Origin of the sequence: Streptomyces sp. NBC_01176 (genome assembly GCF_045039825.1) — a bacterium.
Lineage (GTDB): Bacteria > Actinomycetota > Actinomycetes > Streptomycetales > Streptomycetaceae > Streptomyces.
In genome coordinates, this window is sequence record NZ_CP108601.1 from 166,469 (window position 1) to 190,859 (window position 24,391).

Genomic DNA, 24,391 nt, shown 5'->3' on the forward strand with positions numbered 1-24,391 from the left:
CTCTCAGGGGACGGCGGAGTCCCTTGCTGCCCTGTTCTTGTTCTCCTAGTCGCCCGGCGGCACGACGGTGTACATCACCGAGCGTCCCTGCCTGTGCCGTTCGATGAGCCCCTTGGCGACCAGCCCCTCCAGCGTGTTCCTAACGACCTGCGGTGTCGGAACGCGCTCAGGATGCTTGGACATCACTTCCTCACGAAGCTCTGCGGCCTGTCGTGGCTCGACGTGCTCCTTGAGAAGGGCGAGCAGGAGGTCCTTGAGGAGAGGACCGTGTTCCTTGCCCGGCCGCCGCCCACCTGTGCCGGCCCGTTTGGTTTGAGTCGGTCTTGAGCGGGGCGCGCTGGTCTGTGATACCGGGCTTCCGGACGCGACGGGTGAGACGGAGGCTTCTTCGCCCTGTGCCTGTTCGGGCACGCTCGCGGATTCCTCAGCCAGGCTGAGGATGTCCAGCAGCAGTCTTTCCTCCTGCCGGAGGGTGTCCAGGTGGGCGATCAGGTCCTGCTGCTGGCGGCGGTTCTCTTCCAGGTCCGACGCGGCTTGCTCTATGTACCGTGACCGCACCGTGGTGCTGGCTGACTTGCTGAGCACAGCCTTCTCTCCCTTGTGTATGGATGACCCTGCGCATCGTACTCACGGGACCGCGTCGCGGCCGTTGGATGAGCGATGAAAGGCTTCCAAGGAACACCGGACAGCAGTGTCCCAAGACACAATAAGGGAAAAAGGGCGTTCTGTGTCACACGTATGTTCCCTGAGGTCGCTCGATGGCCCGTCGTCTCGTCGTCGCTCGGGCGCCGGTGGATGTGCCGACCGCCTCGTCACGGAGGGCGGCGGAGGGGAGCGCTGTGAACATTCCCCTCCGTGACGGTCATCCACAACCTGCCGGGACCCTGATGCGCTTCTGCATGGTGTGCAACCGGTCTTGGCGGGTCTTTCAGAGATTCGAGGTACCGCTGCTGCCTCGGAAGGCACGCCGTGTCAGAGGTGAACCTTACGGCCTGCCGTTTCGTGGCAGGCATCGACACCTACCCACCTCACCGGTACAGTGTTTTATGCGGGCGGCAGCAGGTCGGCGGCGAGGGTGTCCCAGTCCATCTGCAGGTTTTCACTGCCCGCGGGCACCACCGTGTAGGTCGTCTCCAGCCACTGGCGTATTGGATGCAACTCGCCGGCGAATGTAGCGGTGCGGTGAGGACGATCCAGCCGCAGGTACAGGGAGGGCGTCTCTGTTTGCTGTCGGGAGGGCCAGATTTTGACGTCGCCCTCCCCGCTGAGTTCTTCTGTTCCGGCCAGCAGCAGGTCGCGGCCCACAACCCATGTGACGTGGTCGCCTGGAGAGTTCACCAGGCTGAGACGGATGGAGTAGGGATTGTCCATGTCGTACCCGAAGCGACAGACGACGGTCGCGCTCTCAGGTGGTGCCGCCAAGTTGTGGAGCGTGGTGAGCAGCGTCAGTTGTTCCCTGTGGTGTTGCAGCCACTGCTGATCCATGCGTCCGTTCCTTTGCAAAGTTGCCATCGGTGACCCGTCGGTGATCTCGCTTGACGCTGGCTCGTGACGCTGAGCAGCGATCCGGCTCTCGTAACCGGCGCACTGACCATGCGTATGGCTGGCTTGGTATCGCCGTGTCGGACGGTCCGTGTAGTGGTGCCAGGCTTGAACACCGAGGGTGGAAGACCAGCGACGTCAGTGCGGCAGCTCTGTAGCAGGCACGGAACGCCGCTATAAGCGCGCCGTTCACTTTCACTTAGCCTGTTCCAGGAACCTGTGTCGCGGAGGGGAACAACGACTCCAGACCCGTGAGCGGGACCGAGCCGGTCGGCCGGACCTCCGCAGGCGCTGGCTGCAGCATGGCGGCCTGGTCCTGATGGGCCTGTTTCATGGATCCTCCCGGGAAGCCGGTGTGAAGGGTGTGGTACTCACCTTTCCGTGGTGGCACGACCGGCGCATAGGTCGACTGACTAGGCTTCGGGTCGTGTTCCCTGTCGAGCCGCTGACTGAGAGCGAGATTTGAGGCACCTGTCCGTCCTGGGGTAGTGGCTCGGTGTGCCTGTATCGCGATCCGTGTCGACATCTGTGTCCTTTGTCACTCCTGCTCTGCGGGCCGCTCCGGGGCGAGTAGGACTGCGATATCGCTCGTGTGTACGACTGCATCGCTCACTCGGGGGGTCAGCAAAGCCGCGAGTGAGCCGCGGTGATGAGGGCTGAGCACCAGAAGGTCTGCCTCGAACTCGTCGGCGGCGTCAGAAATGAGACGCGGTATCACCTGCGTTACGCCACGTGTGAGTCGACCCTCGGCCTTGAGACCCGAGGCCTGCAGCGTGCGCACCGCTGCCTCGAGGAGCATCGTTCCCTCGGCGTCGGTCTCCAGGCTCACCACCGCGTCTCCTGCCACGGTGAACGGAACGACGTGCAGGACGCGGACCTCGGCTCCGGTGGACCGGGCCAGGTCGCCGGCCATGCGCAGTGCCGACTCGTGCGAGGGGCTCGGGTCGAGGGCCACCAGGATGCGTTCGAACATGCGATGTTCTCTTTCGTCGGCTCAGCCCGCTCTGGCAGGACAAGCTCCAAATTCAATGTGACTGCTTCATGAACGGTGACGCGTGTGTTGGCATCGTCCGCGTGTGCGGTGCACGCCAACAGCGGTCACTCGGCGACTCTTCGCGTACAGCCGCAAGGACGGCCTTGTACGAGTTCCGCCGCTGTGATCGGCGAGGTCAGGCAGCGTGTTCCGAGGAGCGGTGCAGCTTCAAGTCGAGGCACACGGCCACCTTCCGGCCGACCAGGAACGACGGTCCGTAGCGTACCCCCGCAGCCCGCCGGTCGAGCGGGGTGGTTGCGATGACTTTGGCTGCTTGGTCATCGTTCTGCTCGGCCCGGACCGTCAGGTGTATCTCACTGGTGACCTCGCGCAGGGTCAGTCGGCCCTTGACCAGCCAGGTACCCGGTTCCTGCGGCACAACGGCCGTGGAACGGAAGGTGAGGTGCGGGTGGGCGTCCGCATGCAGGAAGTCTTCGCCGCGTACATGCGTGTCCCGCTTCGGATGGTCGGTCGAGAGGCCGGCAGCGTCCAGCGTGGCTGTGACGGTCGAAGGAGCCCCGTCGGCGTCTACCAAGACTTCGGCGGACAGGATCGGGAACCGACCATGAACCGTTTTGAAGATCATGTTGCGGACGGAGAATGCGGCCGTGCTTTTGCTCGGGTCGACCGATCACGTGCCGGCCTGGATTGAGTTCGACATCCTGGACTCCCTGTTCGCGGGCGGAAGGCAACGCCCATAAAAACCGAACGATACTCTGATTTTATTCCCAGCCGCAGCACCGATCGGTTCGGGTGCCGGGCGTAAGGCGCGAGCGAGACAGACGACCTCACCGCGGATGGCAATCGGCGACTACTGCGAGCAACCGGCAGTTACGCCGCGGCCGACGCGCGCTTGCGGACGTTGTGGACGCCGCATCCCGACTCCATCGCCAAGCACTCCGGGCCCTCTCTGTTCGCGGCCAAGGACGCCGACGGCTGCCGGCTTATGTCGTGCAGACCTGATGCGGCGGCCAATCGTACGGTCCTACGGCGTGGCACAGCCGATTCAGCCCCCACGCCCCGTCGCTCAGGGTCGGTACAGGATCTCCCTAGCACGCAACCTTCAAACGTATCTCGACGGATGTGGTCATCAGCTCAACTGACTTGTAATGAAGGTCAGTTGTTGACCAAAAAAGGCGACACACGTATCTAGGAGTCGGTTACGCTCGGCGCCCGACCAGCCACCTCCGGAACATCTCGGTGTGGTGGTCGGCTCTATGCGCCATGTCGCAGAACTTCCGGTAGAGATAGGACGTCACATGACTTTGTCAAAAATCGGACGGCGGACGGCACTGGGCGCCGTCGGAACCGGACTCGTGTTGGCCGCGGTGCTCGCCACCTCCGGGACCGCTTCGGCGGCGATCGGCAGAGGGCATGTCGAGGTGTGCTCGAACGGGAACTTCGCTTCGTACCTGAAGTGGTACGACGAGGATTACCAGGTGCAGGGCCGCAGTGCCACCGTGCCTGAGGGCACGTGTCAGACGTTCGCCGTGCCGGCGAACAACATTCTGGCGGAGCTGTACGGCATCTGGAACACGCAGCCGGATCAGAGCTTTCTCGTCGGCGGTGCCGACGAGTCGACGGATTCACCGGCCACGCTGATCCGCGCCAAGGGCACCACCACGAACCCGTGGTTCACCGTGCAGACGTGGGGCACCGACCCCACGCCGCCTTACATGCCGCGCTAGGCGGGCTGCCGGCTTACTGGGCCGGCCCGGGGCCCAGGCAGCCACCGCGATCCGGTGAGATCACGCCGGCGCATCCGCGGCCTGAAACCGACACCCGCGCAGCCCTGAAGGATGCCTTTACACGGGATCCACGCCGTCGTACCGAGAATGAGACCAGTCAAAGGGTTGCCCGTCAGCGGTGCTGGGTGCCGGGTGCGTGTGCCACTGCCGGCACGGCCGCCCAGTGCCGTGTGGCGGAAAGTCGGAGAGGACCGCCAAGTCCCCGGCGTCGCCGCGCACCCGACCCTCTCTGCGGCGACTCGCGAGACGACAGGTGAGGCATCCCTCGCCAGAGCGCGTGCCCCCGTGGGGCCTGTCCGTCGCGCGGTCAGCCGGCGATGGTCTTGTACTCGACGTACTGGCCGAGGCCGACCGTGCCGAACTCCCTTCCGATGCCGCTGTTCTTGAATCCTCCAAAGGGTCCGTCTCACGGACAACGGGGCGCCGGTGATGGAGAACGTTCCGGTGCGCACGTTCCGGGCGATGTCCAGGGCGCGGGACTGGCGGTCCAGCCGCCGCCCAGGCCGTAGGGGGAGCCGTTGGCGATGCGGACGGGATGGACGGCGTCGTCGAAGGGGATGACCACGAGCACCGGGCCGAGATCTTCTCCTGCGGGATCCGCATGGAGTTGTCGACATCGGCCAAGAGGGTGCGGGCCACGTAGTAGCGCGGTCCTGGCGTACAAGCTGGCGACGCTCGCGGCTCTGGACGACATGGTGAGGACCGGCGCGCACTTCCAGGACGCCTTACGGTGCATCACCGGCGGGATGTCTTTCGACACATCCCTTCCCAAGTCTGCACAGCGGTGGAGCCCGACGGCTGGCGCGCCGCGGCGACTGGGGTATCCCTCAGCCCGAGGCCGTCCCTGCCTTGTCGGCCGGGTTCCGAGTAATCATGCTCGGGGTGGGCGCCCTGAGAAGTGCGCTCAGCGTGCCCGTGCGCACTACGTCGAAGCTCTCGTCCTTGCGCCAAGCGGTGAGGGCACGTCTCAATTGTTGGACCGCTCGACGATCGGCTGACGAATCGCATGCGGCTGCCGCAGGCCCGTCGAGTTCGCGCAGCAATACGGCGTTGCGTTGTCCCCTCTCCGCCCGCAGCCTCGCAAAACGGGTTCCAGGCGGGAAGAGCACGACGTCCGGGTCGCCGGCCTCCAGAAGGGCCGTGCGGCGCCCTGCGGTAGAGAGGATGACCAAGTCCGTGTTACCGCGTCGGCCTGGCCACCCGGAGATGGTGCCCGCGCACCAGTCCGTCGCTGTGGCCGTGCTGTGTGCCGCATACCGTGCCAGGTCGTTGTCGGCAAGTTGGACTCGCAAGGTGACGGGCCCGGTGAAGGCGGGGAGTTTGCGCAGCCCCGACGTCAGCCGCCGACCGAGCTCATCCGCCAGGCCGTCGTCGGCATCGAGCGCCGAGGCGACAAGGGGATGCCCGTCATGCAGCAGGTACAGACGCAGAGCCGCCAGCTCCCGGGCTGCCTCCTCGGGTGACTGATCACCGCGCAGAGCGGGGTGCCGACGTAGCAGCTCCTGGGCGAAAACGACACACGGCTCGTACGCTTCGCTCCAGGTAGCGCGGAGCTGGTCATCGACGGTGAGGGAACCGGCTTCTGCGGCCGCCGGCCGGGCTGGCGCGAAGTCTTCGACGGAGACGGTCGGTGCCGCTGTGGGCCGGACGGCGAGGGGGAAGTCGCCGAGTGGCGCAGGTCGGCTCCCCGGCGCCTCGAGGTGCACGCCGGACACTTCAACGGGGACGGAGTAGTCGGCGGTCACCCGGAGCGCGATGTCCTGGGCGAGTTGCCGCAGCGCCGGAGCGGTCCGGGGATCACCGTCGTCGTACAGGACCCTCTCGTGCGACTCGTCCACCGGCAGGGTGCGGGGCCCGGCGTGCGCGGGTTCGGCCGCACCACGTACCCACAAGCCGCAGCGCAGGACTTCCACCACCACGTCCGGGCCGTGCTGATGCACGCCGGGACGGATCAGCGGCAGGGTGTCGACCGGCCATCGGTGATCCGTGATGACCGGGGTGGAGTTCGACGCTCCGTCACGGGTCGGCGGGAAGTGAACCACTTCTCGGGTCATCAGCGGTCGGCTCGGCGTACCGTCGGGGCGGACCACGACGACGGGATCGTCAGCAGGGCTGCGGTCCGTGGAGCAGACGGGGAGCCCGGTGTACGACCGGATCGTCCCGCTGACCGTGGCGGCCAGCGCCTCCCCGAACGATGCGCCGGCCGGGAGGACGACTGGGCCGAAACAGCTGAACCACGTGTGAGGGCGCAGATGTTCAGGCAAGGACGTCCAGAACCGGGCGATGTCCGCGAGAGGCACGGCGACGGCACCGGGAACTCCTACGACCACGGTGAGCGCGTCCGGTCTGCTCCGCACACGCGTCACGAGGAACGAGCGGTGCTCTGGGAGCGAGTCCGGCGTCTTGCTCGGCCGAAGCCACAGGCCGGCCGGAAGGGGTTCGGCGCGCGTCCACTCTGAGATGGACGCGGGCATGCCACGGAGGTCGTTTTCCCAGGCGGGGCACGGAAAGCGCCAGGCCACCCACTCCGTGTCACCGCTCGGAGTGTGGCGGGTCCATCCTGAGCCCCTGTCCGGGCTGATGAACAATGCGCCCTCGGCGGTGGGCCACGGACGGCCTTCCGCCGTCACCACGTCCCGTCCCGTCCGGGTGGCCAGCCACTGGGCGGCCTGTGCGCCACCACCCGCAGGGACTCGACCGAAGAGAAGACGCAGACCCTTTCTGCCGGGCGGCAGAGCGCGCACGACGGCGTCCAGGACGTCCGGTGGAGCGTCCTCCGGAATGTCGATCACCACCAGGGTGAACTCGGAGTCACGCGCCAGCCCAGTCGCGTATATGTACGAACGCTGGTCCACCGCGCCGACGGGGTGGACCAGCCAGGCGTCACCGGCACGCCGGGCCGCCATACGCAGGGTCTCTGACCGTGTCCGCGTGCTCGATCGTGGGGCTGTCACCGGTGTGCCGGTCGCTTCCCGCAGTCCGTGTGCCTGCCGGGGCGAAGCCGCGCGCACGGCGTGCTTCGCCTCGCGTGCTGGTTCAATGACCGGTCCCCGTCTGCCACAGCACGGTTTCTTCGAGCCGGATCTGCACGTTTCCGTCGTAGGTGATCACTAGGACTGCTCCTGGATGGCCGTTGGTGTGCGACGACCAGTGGACGTCGCCATGTGGGTCGTAGACGGCCAGGAGGCCGTCGTCCTGAAACACCGTCTGGAGGTCCGAGCCCGCGGTGTGCGCGGACCAGCGGGTCACGTTCCGCTCGTCGGTGACGACGAGGTCGCCGGACGGTGTCATGGCCAGGGTGGCTTTGCCGTACGGCACGGACTGCCCCGGCCGGATGACCCGAGTGGCCTGGATGACGTAGGGCTTCGCCGTTGGAGCCGGAGTGGAGCCGGGCGCCGCGGTCGATCCCGGGCGGGTCTGGGAGGCGGCAGGTGCGGCGTGGATCGGTGTCGACGCCTCCACCGGTGTGGCGCTCGCGCCCGGGCCTGAAAGGGTACTTGCCTGGGGGGAGGCAGAGGAGTGGTCGCCCGTGCGGGCCGGGTGGGGCGTGGATGAGCGCGTCGCTGAGCCTTCAGCACCTGCCGACGTGCGTGTCTCCTCATAGGGAACGGCGCTCCGTGTCGCTGCCGCTTCTCCTGACTCGTCGCCGCCGGCCCGTCCGGAAATTAGTGCCGTGGCCACCACGACGATTCCGACGCACGTCGCGGCGGTCAGCATGGCCGTTCGTGCGCGCCCACGTCTGCGAGGAATTCCGGCGGCTTGAGCGTCGTCGGCCGGTGCCGGTCCGGCGGGGGTCAGTTGAGATACGGAGGCGCTGGCGGGCTCCGACCTCAGCTCGGACGGCCCGGACACAGCCGGCCCCGAGACCGGGACTGGGTCGGCGGGTGCCAGCTCCTCGGGCCGGGCGGACCGGACGCCCGCAGGCGTGCCGTGCGAGGGGCTTGGGGCGACGGGTGAGGGCTCAGGCGCCCCGACCTCGTCTACCCACGGAAGCTCCTCGCCCCACAGAGGCGGCTCGTTGGTTTCCTGCCGTGCCCCCGGCAGGAATTTTTCCGCGTGGGGCGCCGATGGTGCACCCTCGTTCGGCCGCGGTGCCTGGTTGACACTCATGTATCCCACTTCGTCATCGCGGTTTGCCGCCCGACCTGTCAGCGGATGTGCAAGGGGAACTCTGAGCACACATGTGCCGGGATCGTTCCGCTGTCCTCGCAGGAGACCTGCTGAGTGGAAGCGGAGTGGTGAAAAAATCCGGTGGCTGCGGTCCGAAGACATGTGCGAGCGCCAGCGCAGGCTAACACAGGCGCTGACCGTCGGAAATACCCGGACGGGAGTGGTCGTTGCGTTTCTGATCATGAAGGGTTGCACACGTGCATGTGCGGCAGGTTTCATGCCGCGGGCCTCAGCGGCAGCAGAGATACCCGCTTGGAACGCGCAGCGGCACAGGGACGGGTGGAACTGGCCCGCTGCCCCTGGCTGGCGAAATGTTCCCGCAGCCGATCACGCGCCGGACGATCTTGGTTCCACGTCGCATGCTGCCCGGGACGCACACGGCAAGGTTGGACAAACACCTCTCGGGCGGTACCGCAGCACTATGTCGATTCCCGGAGACGCGAAACAAGTGACGAGAGGAAACCCCTACCAGTGTGCGAACAGCTTGTGAACACACGTTTCTTGAGATACCTGGGGCACACTTGAGTGTCGACCGGCCCTACACTTCTGCAACGCAGTCCCTTTGGTCCCTGAACCGAACCCCGTCGGATGCCGAACAGTCGACACCCGACATCGACGTGACTAGGACTACCGCGTGCCACGCCAGCACATCTCCCACGCATCTGGTGAGGGAGGGAACATGTTCCGCAGAAAACAGGTCACGAGCCGCATCGCCCTCGGTGAGGGCTTGCCGGTCCTGGCCCTGACCCCGGCAAACGTCCGGCGGGGCGACTGCGCCCGACGGCCCCGTCGATCGTGGCTCCAGGACGCCCGCAGTTCCGTGGGACAGGCAGAGCCACGCGGCATTTCGTGGCGCCGATGAACAGCACCGCACCGAGGCCCAGTCCGAGCCGCTCCAGCTTCCCGAGCCCATACCCAACCGCGGAAAGCACCGCATCAGTACTGGTGGAGACGGCCCGCCCCCTGCCCAGCAGGCCAGAATCAGGCGACACCCAGACCCGGCAGTACGCCGGGCACCGTCTGCCGTCGACGCTTTCCGACCGGGGTAACGCCCGGCTTTTCGCCGAGCTGCATCACGACCGGTTCAAGCACGTCGAGGGGCTGGGCTGGTTCATGTGGGACGGCTGCCGCTGGCGGCGCGGCGGTGCGGAGAAGGCCGCTTTGTGGGCTGCCGGCGACATGGCGGAGCAACTGCCCGACCGCGACCCACGAGGTGTCTTCGACGATCGCGAGGTGGCCGCGCACAAGCGGCGCACGCTGTCCACGGCCGGCTTGAAGGCCCTCCTGTGCCAGGCGAGGAACTCCCCCGGCCTCTCCCTGGATCCCGACCGGCTCAACGGCGACCCCTACGCCCTGTGCACGCCAGCCGGGATCGTCGATCTGTTCAGCGGGCGGGTGCGCCCCGCGGAGCCGGTCCGGGACTTCCACTCCCGGGCCACCTCGGTGGCCCCGCTCTACATGGCGACCCCTCGCTGGCACCGGTTCCTGTCCGACACCTTCGGTGAGGACGCCGACGGTCGGGAGATGATCGACTTCGTCCACCTGCTGCTGGGATACTCGATCACCGGGGACGTCGGCGCGCAGGTGATGCCGTTCCTGCACGGTGAGGGCAAGAACGGCAAGTCGGTTCTGATGGACACCATGATCCAGATCCTGGGCGACTACGCGGACGCCGCCCCGCCCGGCTTCCTGATGGACCGGGGCGCCGTCGCCGAACACTCCACCGAGCTCACCGAGCTCCATGGCCGCCGCCTGATCGTCTGCAGTGAACTCAGGCCCAGCGACAGGTTCGACGAAGCACGCGTCCGCCTCCTGACGGGCGGCGACATGATCAAGGCCCGACGCATGCGTCAGGACTACTTCTCCTTCTCCCCCACCCATCACCTGTGGTTGCTGGGCAACCACCGTCCCGAAGTGTCGACGGGCGGCTACGCCTTCTGGCGCCGCATCCGCCTTCTCCCCTTCACCCGCACCGTCCCGGCCGAACGCAGGATCGGCAACCTGGCTCTCGAACTGGTCCGGGACGAAGGGCCCGGAATCCTGCAGTGGCTGATCGAGGGGGCCCGGCGGTACCTCGCTACGAGGGATCCCCTGGACGGGCCGGAGCGGGTTCACACGGCCACGAGTGACTACGAGCATTGCGAAGACCACATCGGGCGCTTCCTGACCGAGCGCTGCACCAGGTCCAGGGGGGCCGCCCCGGAACTGCGGGTGGAGCAGGGCGCCTTGTACGCGCAGTACACCGCCTGGTGTCACGCGGAGGAGGATGTCGGCCCCGTCACCCCCCGTGCCTTCGCCCATCGGGTCCGGCAGGAGATCGGTGCCACCTCCCCCGCCGACATGATCAAGTCGAACGGCCGGAAGTACTACCCCGGCATCAAGCTGAGGGAACCCGGATGAGTGCCGCGCGCAGGAACAGGTGCCGGCGACAGATCCCTTGCCGGGACGTCGCCGGGATCTAAGATGACGCCGAGCCCCACTGATCACATACGCTTCCTGCGCTCCGTACCGTGGGCCTCTGCGCGGGCCGCAGCCGTCACAGCCGCCCCGGGCCGCGTTTCACCCTGCGGAGCACGCCGACAAAGGAGAGGCCGCGGCCCATGAGCTCGCTGTTGACCGAAAGCGACCTGCTCGACGAGGAAGAAGTGGTGTGGCTGGAGGGTCTCGACCACTTGGACTACGTCCGTCAGACGCTCGACAAGACCCGGCGCAGAGCGAGCAAACCGCCCTACGGGCGGGACGGACGCATGGTCGGCTACGTTCTCCTGGGCACCCGGGCCATGCCTGACCCGGACAGCGGACAGTACCGCCGCCGGATCTTCTTTCTGCTTCCCCATGACCGGGACACCCTTCCCCAAGGCCTGTATCGGGAGGGCTCGCCCGGCGAAGCGATCGATCCCCGCACCATCGCGCCGCGGCGGCCCGGAATGAAGACAGTCCGCTCCCAGTTCGGCCTCGGCGCGATCCGTGTTCGCTGAAAGCCTCACCGAGGGTCCGGGCCGCGTCGCCTGTTGCGTTCCCGGCCTGACCCCTAGCGACACTCGCGGTGCGGCCGCATCAGCCCCCACGGGACCGGTCGGCCCGCGGCTCCCTGGTGCAGTACGGACGCTGCGAAGAAGCTGTATCGGAAGACATCGGCGACCCCGGAGTTGCTTCTCGGCCTCTCGCACCGCGCTCTCGTCGCGGTCCAGTTCGGTCCCCACCCTTCCAGATCACCCCGAGGGGCCCGGAGGCGGACAAGGACTCATGGAGACGGCGGCCGCGGTTGGGTAGCACCTGCCCTCCCAAGCACCCCCAACCCCTTCCCCGTCTCCGGGGACGGACGTGCTCGGCTCGATGCAATCGACGTACCGGGGTGGTGGTCACACCTATGACTTCGTTTGCCTTCTCCGCTTCACATGTGAGATACACCCCCAGAAGCCTGACGCAACGCAGTGCGGTAGAGGCCACTGGGAACGTGGGGAATCCCCCCTCTCGCCGTAGCCCTTCTGGACTTGTACACACCCGAGAGATGGGAGAAGTGGCATGACGACCACCGTGCCGCCGTTCGTGCTCGCCGAGCAGACCGAGATACGGGCGTACGTGGACTTTGTGACAGGGGCTGCGGCACCGGTGCGAGAGGCGCTGGGTATCGACTCCCTGCGTGCGGGGTCGGCGCTGGCGCTGGCGATCCGGGAGGATACGAGTCGCTTCTTCAACAGGGCCGGAGGATTCGGGACAGATGAGCCGATCACCGTAGACGTCCTGGCGCAGGTGTGCGACTTCTATCGTGAGCGGGGCCTACTTCAGGGGGCGCTCATGGTTGCGCCGTCGTTGCTACCTCCGGACTGGGCCGCAACCGCCGATGAATGGAACCTGGGCCCAGGCAATCGTCTCGTCAAGCTGGGATGCGACATCGAAAGCGCACTCTCCGCGACGGACGGTGTTGCGGCGCTCGACCCTAGCCTCCGTGTGGAGATGGTCGAGTCCCACCACGCTTACGAATGGGCCACCGTCATGATGACCACTTTCGGGTTCACGACGCCGGGCATGATCGACATGGCTGCGTCGAGCGTGGGCAGGCCTAACTGGCGGCAGTACGCGGTGTGGGAAGGCGAGCGCATCATCGCGGTCGGAAGTGTCTTCCTCAACGGACTTTGCGCGAACATGTTCGGCGGAGCGACCCTCCCCGAGGGCCGCGGGCGCGGCGCCCAGTCGGCACTGCTCACGGCTCGCGCCCGGGCGGCCCTGGCTGCAGGTTGCCGATGGCTCGTCGCCGAAACCGGAGCGGAAGGCCCCGGCGACCACAACACGTCTCTCCACAACATGCTGAGGGCCGGGTTCGAACCGCTCTACGAGCGGCTCACCTGGCTCTGGCACGCATAGTCGAAGCCAAGCAGGAAGGCCGTGCGGCCCGCGCCCTCCCTCCTGCTGGAGCTGCCCGAAGAGACGCAGCCGTACCCATTCGTACGCGGGCACGTCTCCCTGAGCGATCGCACTTCCGCCGGTGGACGATCGCCGGCTGACCGATCCTGTTCGATTCCACGTACTCGCCGCGTCCGTCGGCACGGATCGTGTCCCTGGCCCGGGAACTCACGCCCACTGGCACGCTGCATTGGTGTCCCCGGCGCGCCGGGTGCCCATGCCGACGCCCGACCACGGTGCGCCAAGGCGCTGGTCGAGAGGAGTACCTCATTCCGTGGCGAGCGCGCGTATGACATTCCTGCGCAGGGCCAAGTGCGCCGACAACACTTCGGAGCACAGGACCAGAACGAGTCCCGTGACCGCAACCACAGCAACCGCGCCGAGCCCGAAGGAGGGCGGCACGCGCAGTGCCCAGGCACCGATGAGTCCGGTGGCGATCACGGTCGGAACGGCGAGAACGGTGGCCGTGACCGCGTAGATCACCGCCTCGGCGACGGCGGCAGCCACCACTGTCGTGGACGTTCCACCGCTGACGAGGAGAAGCGCCACCTCATGATTGCGTTGCCGGCCTGCCATGAACAGGGTCACCGTCGCTCCCGTGAGGGACAGCAGCACTGGCCCTCCCAGAAGCAGCACGACCCCCCCGGCCGAAAGGGTGCCTCCGCTCGAAGCCGTGCCCTGAGAGGCGTAGAGACCTCCGGCCAGGGACATGGCCAGGACGAGGGGATTGATCACCGCTGCGCTCTGGGTGGCGCGGTGCACTGCGGCCTGACGGGCGAGGTGCCACCAGCTGGACAGCGACGCGGGGACGACCGCGGTCCAGGCACGCAGCAGCCGTGCCATGAACACCGGGCTGAGGGCAGACAGGAATGCCGCGCTCAGCGGCCCGATGAGCATGAGCGACGTCGCCGCCTTGTCGGGATCCGTACCGGGCAGGCCGATGACGATGCTGGACAGCACGAGGACGAGGGCGGAACAGGTGATCCAGCGCGTCGCGCTCATTCCCCGGCTGGGCAGCTCAGGATCGCGCAAGGCCTGAATGGCGGGTGTCCGGCCGGCGCGGCGGGCACCGCGCGCACCCCCGACGAGCACCGTGAGCAGGACATAGGCGATGACGGACATGGCCGCGGCCGGGCTGTAGACGGGCGTCAGGCCGCGCAGCTGGGGAACATCGGCGAAGCAGAACGCGAACAACGGCTTCAACAGGGGTACCGCGATCACGGACCCGGCGGCACCGCCCAGGAGAGCCATGAGAGCGATCTGTACCTGTACCACCGTACGGACTTGACCCGGTACGAGGCCGACCAGCTGCCACAGGGCGTAGGAGCGCTGGTGCAGAGTGACCGCCAGGTTGGTGATCGAGCCGAGGACGACCACCGTCGACACCGCTGTGAAGAGGATGACGGTGCCGCTGATGCCGTACAGGGCCAGGCCGGCGGTGCCACCCACTGCGAGGGCGGTCTGGATGTCACCGACGACCACCGCGCCGACGACAGCGGCCACGGCGGCGACCAGCGCGGCGCCCACCCAGATCCGCAGGCTCTCGATGAGATCGCCGAGGACCAGTCGCCACATGTCAGACCACCTCGTCTTCGCGGAGTGCGACGGCGTCGAAGACCTCGGCGGCGCTGGGGTGGTGCAACTCGTGCTGGACGGCGCCGTCTCTGAGGACCAGGACCCGGTCGGCGCGCGCGGCCGCCTGCAGGTCATGCGTCACCATCACCACCGAGCAGCCGTCGGTCGCAGTGTCCCTCAGGAGATTCAGGACCTGCGCTCCTGCCTCGGTGTCCAGGGCTCCGGTCGGTTCGTCGGCGAACACGACGTCGGGGCGCATGGCGAAGACTCGAGCGAGGGCCACCCGCTGCTGCTGCCCGCCGGACAGCGTCGCGGGCTTCTGCCGGGCCTGCGCGCTCAGGTCGACCGCCGCCAGGGCAGCGTCGACCCTGCTCTGGTCGGCCTTGCGGCGGGCGAGACGGGCGGGGAGCGCTACGTTCTCCCAGGCCGTGAGTGAGGGAATCAGGTTGTACGACTGGAATACGAAGCCGACGTGATCACGTCGCAGCCGGGCCTGAGCCTTCCGGTCGAGGTGGGCCAGGTCCTGACCGAGCAGGCTGACCCTCCCCTCGGTGGGCAGCTCCAGTCCGGCCATGCAATACAGCAGCGTGGACTTCCCGGAGCCGCTGCGGCCGACGATGGCTACGAACTCGCCACGGGCGACGTCGAGCGAGATTCCCCTCAGCACCGTGGCCGGGGTCTGATCGGGGCCCGCAGGCAGCACCTTGTTGAGGTTGCGTATTTCGAGGAGGTGTTCGCTCATGTATGTGATCCTGACGGGCGGAAGGTGTGAGTACGTCATTCCGCAGTGTGTCGTGTCTCCATCCCCAGGGGGACGTTCCCCCTACGGGGCCGCCGCCGTACCCGCCGCGACCGGCCGCACTCACCTGAACGAGCGGTCGACTTCCGGTTGGTCATGCCCTGCTGCCGCAATCCTGTCCGCACGGGGCGGCAGAGCCGGGACGCCGATCCGCCGGACGGGATGAGCGCCTGGCATCCGGTCGGGATGATGGGCGCCGACGGCCCGCCATGTGTCATTTCCGGCGTCAACCTGCGTTGTCCGGGGTGGGCACGGACTCTCCGATCGCGCAGACTTCGACGACCGATCACTACGACCTCGGCCATGAAGGGGAACGAACGATGCGTACGAACAAGAGGGCCGCTGCCCCCCTTTCGGCCGCGGCGATGCTGTCCGGCCTGCTGACCTGGGTCGCCGCCCCGGCGGCCGACGCCGCGGACGGCTGCAACAACGACAACGGCAGGACCGTGCGCACGGCGTTCGGGGGCCGGGGGCAAGGTACCGAACTCCGGGTGAACGGCTCTGGAAGCAGCACCTGTGCCTGGGGCCGCATCATCGGCGGCGCGCCGGGCATGCACGTCTGGGTGGACCGCAGGAGCGACGGCGGCCGGACCTGGGGGCCCCAGCTGGGCTGGATCGAGATCAGCAGCGGAGGCAGCGTTTGGACCGAGGCGTGGCGGGACGCCAACGGCAAACTGATGCGCGCCTGACGCGACTCGGGCTACGACACCGCGATCACCTGCACCGGTTGGTACTGAAGTCAGGTATCTCGCCGAACCTCCGGAGCCTCGTCACGCCCGGCTCGCGGAACAACGGGAGGTCGTCTGCGTCCGATCAGGACGTGCGGGTGTCGGCTTCCGGCCGTGGGTGCGCCGGTGCGTAGCTCACCGGATCGCGCTGAGTGTCCGCGCGCTGGCGCCGGGCCGGAAGCCGACGGGCCGTCAGCTTGCCTGGCGCGGCATGGGCGGAGGCGGCGTGGGGTCAGTACCCCACATCTGAACGGTGAACCACGGGTTGGTGGTGGTGCCCTGGGCACGGATCAACGTGGCCGGGGAGTCCGTCGACTCGTCGGTGCCGCCGGCCAGGAAGCTCTGGTCCGGGTGGGTGTTCCAGACGCCCCAGAGCTCCGCCAGGACGTTGTTCGCCGGGACGGCGAAGGTCTGGCAGGTGCCAGCGGGCACGGTGGCACTGCGGCCCTGCACCTGGTAGTCCTCGTTGTACCACTTGAGGTAGGAGGCGTAGTTCCCGTTCGAGCACACCTCGATGTGCCCGGTGCCGATGGCCGCCGAAGCGCTCCCGGACGTGGCGAGCACCGCGGCCATCGCGAGCCCCGTTCCCACGATGCCCAGCGTCGTCCGCCGTACCTTGTTCGACAATGCCATGTGATGTCCCATCTGTCGGATGCGTCGAGACACGACGCCCGGAGCCGGCCATTCCGCCAGGAGAGTCCCGCGCGGCCGGTCGGGCGTCAGCGTAACCTGATCGGGCGAGATACGTGTGTCGATTCGAGGAACGACAACCGGCTTGTGACACCGCCGAGTTGACCTAGGGGAACACGTGCGGTCGAAATACTTGTATGCGGGCGTGCGCACGGACGGCTGTGCTCTAGCGGCAACCGACGGACCCCCGACTGGCCGGTCTCGAAAAGCGGCACGAGTCCGGCCATCGCCGCCAATCGTCAGCGCGCGCCAGGCCCGGTAGGGGGCCCCAGTCGGCGAGCCGGACGAGTCACCCGGGGGTCAGATGCAGGAACCCGAGACGGGCGCTGCGTCGGCGAAGGGGCCGAAGGCCAGCTCACGCAGCAGCGTGACCAGGAGCCGACGCTCCTGCGGCCTCACGCCCGCCAGCAGCTCCTGCTCCGTGAGTGAGATCTCCGTCGCCGCACGGTCCGCGACGTCGCGGCCGCTCTCGGTCGCTTCACAGACACGTGTTCGCCGGTCGCTCACGGAAGGGCGCCGGACGACGAGGCCGGCACCTTCCAGGCGGTCGAGTACCGCGGTGAGCGTCGTCTTGTCCAACCCGAGGTCTTTTCCGAGAGCGAGCTGACTGGTGGGTGTGCCTTCGGCGATGGTGCGCAGGACGACGTAATCCCGCACCCCGAGGCCGTGCCGGCGGGCCACCTCGTCCTGTGCGCTGCCGAGTCCGGCAGCGACCCGGTGCAGCAACCAGTTGAGGTCGGTGGCGAACGGGTGCTCACCGCTGCTCTGCGTCGCGGACGTCGAGGGTGCCATGGCCGAATTCTAGCAGTGTTCTGACGCAAGACGTTCCGATCCAAAAACTTCCGAACTAAGAATTTCTATCTCCAGAACTTCTTGCCCTGGAACACCCTGATGCGTAGCGTGTCTGTCTGCCGGAACCCGTCGACATGTGTCGACGGAAACTGCCGGCATCCAGTAGAAGGGGACCGTCATGCCTGTTCTCCAAGCCGAGGAAACAGCGCTTGTGATGATCGATCACGCTGTGGGCTTCGCCAACCTGTTCCGCTCACACCACCTGGCCGAGCATGTGAACAACACCGTCGCTCTCGCGAAGACCGCGTTGGTCTATGACCTGCCTCTCGTAGTGACCAACGGCGCCGACACCTCTCCCTCAGGTCCGCTCTTCGGCCAGTTCAAGCAGGTGCTGGGTGACAGGGAAGTCGTCGTACGGCAAGGCAACTTCGATGCCTTCGCCACCGAACGCTTCGCCGAAGCCCTCGCCGCGACCGGCCGCCGGAAGCTGCTGCTGTCGGGTCTGATGACCGAGGGGTGTGTGCTCCAGACCGCTCTGTCAGGGCTGGAGCGGGGGTACGACGTCCATGTCGTGGTCGACGCCGTCGCCGGTGAGACTCGAGAGATCCATGACGCGGCCGTCCAGCGTATGGTGCAGGCAGGAGTGGTGCCCGTGACATGGCTGTCCGTGGCATCCGAACTCCAGGGCACCTATGAGAACCTGGCGACCGTCGAAGGGTTCATGGGGCTCATGGCGGAACATTCGCCCACCCTCGGCATGTATCTCCAGTACTACGGCGCCCTACGACCCGGCGGTACCGCGGCCGCCTGAGGGCCGGCGCGGTCGAAGCACCGCCGGTCGGCCGGCCACCGTCCGAGCCGGCACCCGGCTTCGGCCGGCACGAACTGGGCCGACAGTCCCGTGCCCTTGGACTGCCTGGTGGGCGGCGTTCCCTCATCGTAGGCGGGAACGTGGTCACGACCATCGCAAGCGGCCGCCCGAACCGCTGCCGCGGCCCGGCGCTCCAGGACGACGGCACCCACCGGTCTGGCGGGCAAGACGCCACAGACACCCTTCCTGTTCTACGAGGCAGCAGAGCCGACTGGGCTGCCGCCACCCGCCCCGAGGCCTGCGGTGAGGCCGGAGAACAGGCGCCGCTCCGCGCTGACGGCCTCGTGGAATGGCAGCCTCGATCCGGTGACGATCGACTCCTTGGCCGCGAACAGAGCGGGCCCGAAGTGCTCGGCGACGGAGTCGGCCCAGCGCAATGCCGCCTGCCGGAAGTCCTCGGCCGGCAGGACGGTGTTGACCCAGCTCACCCGGAACGCCTCGTCGGCGGAGAAGGACCTGCCGGTGAGGATCACTTCAGCAGCATGGGCGGGGCCGATCAGCCGGGGCAGTCGCACGCTGCCTCCCCCGCCGGGGATGAAGCCAGCGGTGATCCCGGTTGCTGGAAGCGCGCATGCGTGGAGGCGACACGGAGGGTGCATGCCAGGGCGGTTTCGTTGCCGCCGGCGGACGCGAGCCCGTCGATGGCCGCTATGGTCGGCTGCGGAATGGTCTCGAGCAGGCTCAGCGCACGCCACCAGGACCCGAGTTCCTCCTGGCTGGCCTGACCGGCCCCGGCACGGGCCAGGTCGGAGAGTTCGGCGTGATCGATGAACTTCCCGTCCAGTCCGCCGGCCAGCATGACCACCCGCACTCGTTCGGTGTCCCGACCGAATTCCTCCAGCAAGTCACGGAGTTCGAGCACGGAACGGAAGTCCATGACGTTCTCCGGGGCTCTGGTGAACGTCGCTACGGCAACGCCACCGACGCGCTCGACGGTCCATGTGGTCGTGGTCTACTTCCGATCTCTGGCTGACAGGCGGGGAAAGACGGCGGGTTCGCTGGATGTGGCGGCCGTACCGAGAAAAGGATGCGCCGCGCACAACGCGCCGGCCATGCGTCATGTGACCCAATTCCTGGCCTGGTCCACCATCCGTCCCCGGGGTACGGCGCTCGGTTGGCACCGTCCGTTCCTCAGACACACCCTCGGTGCGCGATCTGCCACCGGAATCGCTTGTCCACCTCACGTCGATGCCCGGTGGAGACGAATGACCCGATCAAATCGGTACCCGGGGTCCCCCGAGCTGACGACCGGATCCGGACAAGGCTGCGCGCCCGGCACCCCGGTGAGCCCCACACTCCGCTGTGCGAGTTCAGGCGGGGCCTGGGTCTCCGGACGAGCGACCCCGAGGCCTACGCCACGGAACGCCAAGAACACACATGTGTCGTGCCACTCCTACCGCCTGCGCGGTTCGCGGGTGTGCGCCCGCGGCTGTCAGGGTCGGCCGGGCGGCGGCCACCAATAGGTGTCGCGGCCGCCGGGTTGTTCGCCGAGTCGTAGCAGCAGCCGCTGCACTAAGGTCAACATGCTGCGGGGTGCGCGCACAGCCGCCCGGACGACGACCGCGTCATCGGAAGATTCCCGGGCCGCGCGTCGTTACGTCGACTCATCAGCTGCGGCACACCTCGTTCTGCCCGTCGTCGAAAGGCTTGCCCATGCCTGTTCCTGCCGGCTCCTCGTCCGCTCTCGAGTTCACGCTGCCCGAACCTCTCGCGGCCATCGCGACATGTCCCGGTGACCCCGGTTACGAGGCCGTACGCCACACCTACACGCGTCCGGGCTCTCCCGCCGCAGTGCTGCGGGTACGGAACGAACGGGACATCGGGGCGGCGCTCGCCTTCGCCCGCCAAGAGCATGTGCCGCTCACCGTGCGCAGCGGTGGCCACGGCATCAGTGGACGGTCCACGAACGACGGGGGACTGGTCATCGATCTTTCGCTCCTCGCCTCGGTGACGGTGCTCGACGCCGAATCGGGACTGGTGCGGGTCGGAGCGGGGGCGCGGTGGGGAGATGTCGCCGCCGCGTTGGCGCCCCACGGACTGGCGGTGTCCTCCGGAGACACCGGAGACGTGGGTGTCGGGGGACTGGCCACCGCCGGCGGCATCGGCCTGATGTCCCGCAGGTACGGGCTCACGGTGGATCACATGCGAGCGGCCGAGCTGGTCCTGGCGGACGGATCCCCCGTGCGCACGGACGATCTCCACGATCCCGATCTGTTCTGGGCCGTCCGCGGCGCGGGAGCGAACTTCGGTGTCGCCACGGCCTTCGAGTTCCACGCATCCTCCGTGGAGGGGGTCTGTGTCGACGTCAGCCTGTACGACGCCTCGGACACGGCCGCCGCGCTCACCCGGTGGGGCGAGGCCGTGGAGGCGTCCCCCCGCGAGGTGACGAGCTTCCTCACCCTGGTGACCGGGCCGGGGGGCCGCCCGGTCGCCCAAGCGATGACGGTGTACGCCGGCACCGACCTGGAGGCGGCCGACCGTGCGGTGCGGAACCTGCGATCCGCGGGACCTCTGCTGCACAACCGGCTGTCCGCCACCTCCTACCACCGGCTGGTGCCGGCCGGGCACCAGCCGCAGCGTGCGCAGCAGCCGTTGTCGGTGGTCCGCTCAGGCCTGCTGCACCGGCTCGACACCGCGGTCACGGAGGCCATCGCCTCCGTGGCCGAGGCAGCCGGGATCGTACAGCTCCGCTCCGTCGGAGGGGAGGTCAACGACATGCCCGCAGCGGCCATGGCGTATGCGCACCGCAGTCAGAACTTCTCCCTGATGGCGGCGACCGTGCCCGCCCTGGCGAACGAACTCGACCAGCGCTGGGAAGCCCTCACCCCGCACGTCGACGGGCTGTACCTGAGCTTCGAGACGCGCACGGGGATACGGCAGTTGCGGGACGCCTTTCCCGGGCCCGTACTCCCCCGGCTGATCGCCCTCAAGGCTCACTACGACCCTGAACACCGCTTCGACAACAACTTCGCGCTGCCCACGGGTCCCGCCTGATTCCACGGACCCGGCATAGCGGTGCCGTCGGGCGCCTCCGTGCGCCGCGGCACCGGGCCATGTCCCACAGGCAGGCACGCCTGGTGACAGCCGCGTTCGGCGAAAGCACGCGCGGCGGCGTCCAGAACAGCCTGACGGTGCGGCTCCGGACGGCGGGCCGGGGCGCCGGCCCTACGGCTTCACGGCGGCGTCAGTCCGCCGCCGTCGGTGACGACGCCCCGCATCAGCATCTCGAAGTGGCCCCGAACGTGCTCGACGACGTCGAAGGAGGGGTCGATGAGCCACTGCGCCGTCAGTCCGTCCGCCACCGCGACCAGGGAACGGCCCAGCGCTTCCGGATCGACGTCCGCCCTGACGAGTCCAGCCTCGATGGACGCCTGCACCGCGCGGGCGTTGTTCACCCGCATCAGTTCGAACCGCCGCCGGAAGTAGTCATGCGCCGGATGTGCCGGGTCGGTGGCCTCACCCGCGGTCGTCGTGAACAGGCGGGTGAGACCGGGGGAGGGCACCTCTTCCCGCAGCATGTCGAGCATGTGCTCGAGCAGCCGTCGCAGGCCGTGCGTCGGCGGGTCGAAGCGAGAGGCCCACGACCGGTCCTGGAACTCAAGGACGGCCAGCAGGAGAACGTCCTTGCCCTTGAAGTGGTGCAGCAGTCCCGTCTGCGACACACCTGCAGCCCTGGCCACCTGCGCCAGTGATGTCTGGTGGTAACCCTGCTCGGCGAAGAGCCGGGAGGCGGCCTCCACGACGGCCGCACGGCGCGCGTCGGCCGCGGCGTAGCTGCCGGTGGCCCTTCGCCGACGTCGGCTGCCGTCCGTGATGAGGTCGTCTGTCACTCTCGCACCCTACGCCGAGGACCGGACCGACCGAGCCGCGAGCGGAATAAAACCAGAGTAGTATTCGGTTTTTAAGGGCGTCTCGTTCCGTCGCCCTACAAGCAGGGAGTCCAGGATGTCCAGCGCGATCCAGGCGGGTACATGGTCCGTCGAGCCGACCGGAAGCACCGCCGCCTTCTCCGTCCGCAACATGATCTTCAAGACCGTTCAGGGCCGGTTCCCGATCGAGTCCGCCGAGGTCTCCGTAGACGCCGACGGAGTTCCCCGGTCCGTCACGGCCACGCTGGACGCAGCCGGCTTCTCGACCGATCACCCGAAGCGGGACACACATGTGCGCGGCAAGGACTTCCTGCACACGGACGCCCATCCGCACCTCACCTTCCGTTCCACGGCCGTCGTACCGCAGGAGCCCGGCACCTGGCTGGTCAAGGGCCGACTGACGCTGCGCGAGGTCACCAGCGAGGTGCACCTGACGGTCCGGGCGGAGCAGAACGGCGACGACACTGCCGAGGTCGTCGCCACCACCCTGCTCGACCGGCGGGCCGCGGGAGTCGGCTACGGACCGTCGTTCCTGGTCGGTCGGAAGGTGGCCGTGGAACTCGACCTGAAGCTGCACCGCGCCTCGGAACACGCAGCCTGACGTCGCCGGTCCCTGCGGCAGAACTGGAGTCTCTGACCGGGCCAGCCGCCGTACCTGAAACAACGCCGTGCGCAGGGCGGCCGTTGGCGCACGCCGTGTCGCGGATGCGGGACAGCCCGGATCGCTCCGGCGGAACGCAAGTGGTGAGGTCCCTGGTTCCGGCGGTACGGCTGCCACAGGGCTGCACCGCATCGGAGTCCCACGGGGCCGGATGCGGCCGGCCCGTGGCCCCGTGGCCATGGCCCGGCACAGGCGCCTCGCTGACTCCGTACCGGACGACGGCATGGAGACGGCGGCCGAAGAGACGGGAGCCGTCGTTCGACGCCGGCCTGATCCTCCGGGGGCCATCACAGCAGTCAAGGCTTGGAACGCAGTGGAAGAGGCACGCAGAGTGAAGGGCCGCCGACGAGGAGTCGTCCGTCGGTAGCCACGGGGCGTCTGCCCGGCTTAGCCTACGAGATGCACGCCGGAATGCTGGACGTACTGCGTGCGAGATGCGCGGCAGCGGCCGCTTCGGGTACTTCGAGGAAGCCGACGAGTCCGCCGCAGCTGTGCTGGACTTTCGTACACACCCACGAAAATGGGGGAGTTGGCATGACGACCACCGTGCCGTTCGGGCTGGCCGAGCAGACTGAGATCGGGGCGTACGCGGACTTCGTGACCGGGGCCGCGGCACCGGTGCGAGAGGCGCTTGGCATCGGCTCGCTGCAGGTCGGACCGGCGCTGGCCCTGTCGATCCGCGAAGACCCGAGTCGCTTCTTCAACAGGGCGGGGGGATTCGGGGCAGGCGAACCGATCACCGTGGACGTCCTGGAGCAGGTGTGCGCCTTCTACCGCGAGCAGGGCGTATCCCAAGGGGCGTTCATGGTCGCGCCGCCGCTGCTGCCTCCCGACTGGGCCGCAACCGCCGGCAAATTGAACCTCACCCCAGGCAATCGGCTCGTCAAACTGGGTTGTGACATCGAGGGCACACTTTCCGCGGCGAACGGCGTCGAGGCTCTCGACCCCGGACTGCGTGTGGGCCCGGTCGAGCCCCATTATGCGCACGAATGGGCCACGGTCATGATGAACACGTTCGGGCTCGCGACGCCACGCCTGATCGACATGGCCGCCTCGTGTGTAGGCAGGCCGAACTGGCGGCAGTACGCAGTGTGGGAAGGCGAGCGCATCATCGCGGTCGGGAGTGTCTTCCTCAACGGACGGTGTGCGAACATGTTTGGGGCAGCGACCCTCCCGGAGAGCCGCGGCCGCGGAGCTCAGTCGGCACTGCTCACGGCCCGCGCACGGGCAGCCCTTGCTGCAGGTTGTCGATGGGCCGTCGCCGAGACCGGAGCGGAAGGCCCCGGCGAACACAACACATCTCTTCACAACATGCTGCGGGCCGGGTTGGAGCCGCTCTACGAACGCGTCACCTGGCTGTGGCGCGCGTAGCCGAGGCCGAGCAGAAAGGCCGTGCGGCCCGAGCCTCCCCCTTCCGATGCCGGAAGCGCTTTGGGTCGGTTGAGTTGGGGCGTGCAGAAGAACAACACGCTGATTCCGGTTCTGGGGCAGATCGTTGTGGTAGACCTC

Annotated in this window: 19 protein-coding genes and 3 pseudogenes; 9 read left to right on the forward strand and 13 right to left on the reverse strand. The window is 67.8% G+C overall.

Annotated features, from left to right (window positions below; genetic code table 11):
- Positions 1-45: 45 nt before the first annotated feature.
- The 4 genes and pseudogenes from OG199_RS44360 to OG199_RS44375 form a co-directional block, all read right to left on the reverse strand.
- Positions 46-585, reverse strand: a complete 540-nt coding sequence (locus OG199_RS44360; RefSeq protein ID WP_331728014.1) for a hypothetical protein — start codon at positions 583-585, stop codon at positions 46-48.
- Between the two features lie 459 nt (positions 586-1,044).
- Positions 1,045-1,485 (reverse strand): SsgA family sporulation/cell division regulator, encoded by a 441-nt coding sequence (locus tag OG199_RS44365; RefSeq protein WP_331728016.1) that lies wholly within the window; start codon positions 1,483-1,485, stop codon positions 1,045-1,047.
- 595 nt (positions 1,486-2,080) lie between these two features.
- Positions 2,081-2,515 (reverse strand): universal stress protein, encoded by a 435-nt coding sequence (locus OG199_RS44370; RefSeq protein WP_331728019.1) that lies wholly within the window; start codon positions 2,513-2,515, stop codon positions 2,081-2,083.
- 196 nt (positions 2,516-2,711) lie between these two features.
- Positions 2,712-3,191 (reverse strand): annotated as a pseudogene (locus OG199_RS44375) (YceI family protein); the annotation flags it as partial.
- A gap of 643 nt (positions 3,192-3,834) precedes the next feature.
- Between OG199_RS44375 and OG199_RS44380 the strand changes: the two are divergent.
- Entirely contained in the window at positions 3,835-4,263 is a 429-nt protein-coding gene (locus tag OG199_RS44380; protein ID WP_331728022.1) for a hypothetical protein, read from the forward strand.
- Positions 4,264-4,630: 367 nt separating this feature from the next.
- Here the strand turns inward: OG199_RS44380 and OG199_RS44385 are convergent.
- From OG199_RS44385 to OG199_RS44395, 3 genes and pseudogenes are all read right to left on the reverse strand, one after another.
- Positions 4,631-4,965, reverse strand: a pseudogene (locus OG199_RS44385) (aldehyde dehydrogenase family protein); the annotation flags it as partial.
- 185 nt (positions 4,966-5,150) lie between these two features.
- A complete protein-coding gene (locus tag OG199_RS44390) occupies positions 5,151-6,377 on the reverse strand; it encodes a hypothetical protein (RefSeq protein ID WP_405834946.1) in 1,227 nt (408 codons plus the stop codon).
- A gap of 982 nt (positions 6,378-7,359) precedes the next feature.
- Positions 7,360-7,641: a hypothetical protein gene (locus OG199_RS44395; RefSeq protein WP_405834948.1), complete on the reverse strand. Its 282-nt coding sequence runs from the start codon at positions 7,639-7,641 to the stop codon at positions 7,360-7,362.
- Between the two features lie 1,710 nt (positions 7,642-9,351).
- Here OG199_RS44395 and OG199_RS44400 point away from each other — a divergent pair.
- The 3 genes from OG199_RS44400 (at position 9,352) to OG199_RS44410 (ending at position 12,858) form a co-directional block, all read left to right on the forward strand.
- Positions 9,352-10,893, forward strand: coding sequence for a phage/plasmid primase, P4 family (locus tag OG199_RS44400; protein ID WP_405834950.1), 1,542 nt, complete (start codon positions 9,352-9,354; stop codon positions 10,891-10,893).
- A gap of 200 nt (positions 10,894-11,093) precedes the next feature.
- On the forward strand, positions 11,094-11,471 hold the full coding sequence (locus tag OG199_RS44405) for a DUF6009 family protein (RefSeq protein ID WP_331728031.1): 378 nt from the start codon (positions 11,094-11,096) through the stop codon (positions 11,469-11,471).
- A gap of 547 nt (positions 11,472-12,018) precedes the next feature.
- A complete protein-coding gene (locus tag OG199_RS44410) occupies positions 12,019-12,858 on the forward strand; it encodes an N-acetyltransferase (protein ID WP_331728034.1) in 840 nt (279 codons plus the stop codon).
- Between the two features lie 306 nt (positions 12,859-13,164).
- Here OG199_RS44410 and OG199_RS44415 read toward each other — a convergent pair whose 3' ends face one another.
- Both OG199_RS44415 and OG199_RS44420 read right to left on the reverse strand, forming a co-directional pair.
- Complete coding sequence (locus OG199_RS44415) at positions 13,165-14,472, reverse strand: hypothetical protein (protein WP_331728037.1); 1,308 nt, start codon at positions 14,470-14,472, stop codon at positions 13,165-13,167.
- 1 nt (position 14,473) lies between these two features.
- Complete coding sequence (locus OG199_RS44420) at positions 14,474-15,214, reverse strand: ABC transporter ATP-binding protein (RefSeq protein WP_331728040.1); 741 nt, start codon at positions 15,212-15,214, stop codon at positions 14,474-14,476.
- A 377-nt stretch (positions 15,215-15,591) separates the two neighbouring features.
- Between OG199_RS44420 and OG199_RS44425 the strand changes: the two genes are divergently transcribed.
- Positions 15,592-15,960, forward strand: coding sequence for a glycosyl hydrolase (locus OG199_RS44425; protein WP_405834952.1), 369 nt, complete (start codon positions 15,592-15,594; stop codon positions 15,958-15,960).
- Positions 15,961-16,191: 231 nt separating this feature from the next.
- Here the strand turns inward: OG199_RS44425 and OG199_RS44430 are convergent, their stop codons facing one another.
- Positions 16,192-16,632, reverse strand: coding sequence for a hypothetical protein (locus OG199_RS44430; RefSeq protein ID WP_331728045.1), 441 nt, complete (start codon positions 16,630-16,632; stop codon positions 16,192-16,194).
- A gap of 357 nt (positions 16,633-16,989) precedes the next feature.
- Positions 16,990-17,481 (reverse strand): MarR family transcriptional regulator, encoded by a 492-nt coding sequence (locus OG199_RS44435; protein ID WP_331728047.1) that lies wholly within the window; start codon positions 17,479-17,481, stop codon positions 16,990-16,992.
- A 214-nt stretch (positions 17,482-17,695) separates the two neighbouring features.
- Here OG199_RS44435 and OG199_RS44440 point away from each other — a divergent pair, with 214 nt between their 5' ends.
- Complete coding sequence (locus OG199_RS44440) at positions 17,696-18,292, forward strand: isochorismatase family protein (protein WP_405834954.1); 597 nt, start codon at positions 17,696-17,698, stop codon at positions 18,290-18,292.
- Between the two features lie 251 nt (positions 18,293-18,543).
- Here OG199_RS44440 and OG199_RS44445 read toward each other — a convergent pair.
- Positions 18,544-19,229, reverse strand: a pseudogene (locus tag OG199_RS44445) (enoyl-CoA hydratase/isomerase family protein).
- Positions 19,230-20,005: 776 nt separating this feature from the next.
- Here OG199_RS44445 and OG199_RS44450 point away from each other — a divergent pair.
- Positions 20,006-21,346: an FAD-binding oxidoreductase gene (locus OG199_RS44450; protein WP_331728058.1), complete on the forward strand. Its 1,341-nt coding sequence runs from the start codon at positions 20,006-20,008 to the stop codon at positions 21,344-21,346.
- Positions 21,347-21,525: 179 nt separating this feature from the next.
- Here OG199_RS44450 and OG199_RS44455 read toward each other — a convergent pair whose 3' ends face one another.
- A complete protein-coding gene (locus OG199_RS44455) occupies positions 21,526-22,182 on the reverse strand; it encodes a helix-turn-helix domain-containing protein (RefSeq protein WP_331728062.1) in 657 nt (218 codons plus the stop codon).
- 115 nt (positions 22,183-22,297) lie between these two features.
- Here OG199_RS44455 and OG199_RS44460 point away from each other — a divergent pair, with 115 nt between their 5' ends.
- Together OG199_RS44460 and OG199_RS44465 are read left to right on the forward strand one after the other, a co-directional pair.
- Positions 22,298-22,822, forward strand: coding sequence for a YceI family protein (locus tag OG199_RS44460; RefSeq protein ID WP_331728064.1), 525 nt, complete (start codon positions 22,298-22,300; stop codon positions 22,820-22,822).
- A gap of 594 nt (positions 22,823-23,416) precedes the next feature.
- On the forward strand, positions 23,417-24,253 hold the full coding sequence (locus OG199_RS44465) for an N-acetyltransferase (RefSeq protein ID WP_331728067.1): 837 nt from the start codon (positions 23,417-23,419) through the stop codon (positions 24,251-24,253).
- The last annotated feature ends 138 nt before the right edge of the window (positions 24,254-24,391 follow it).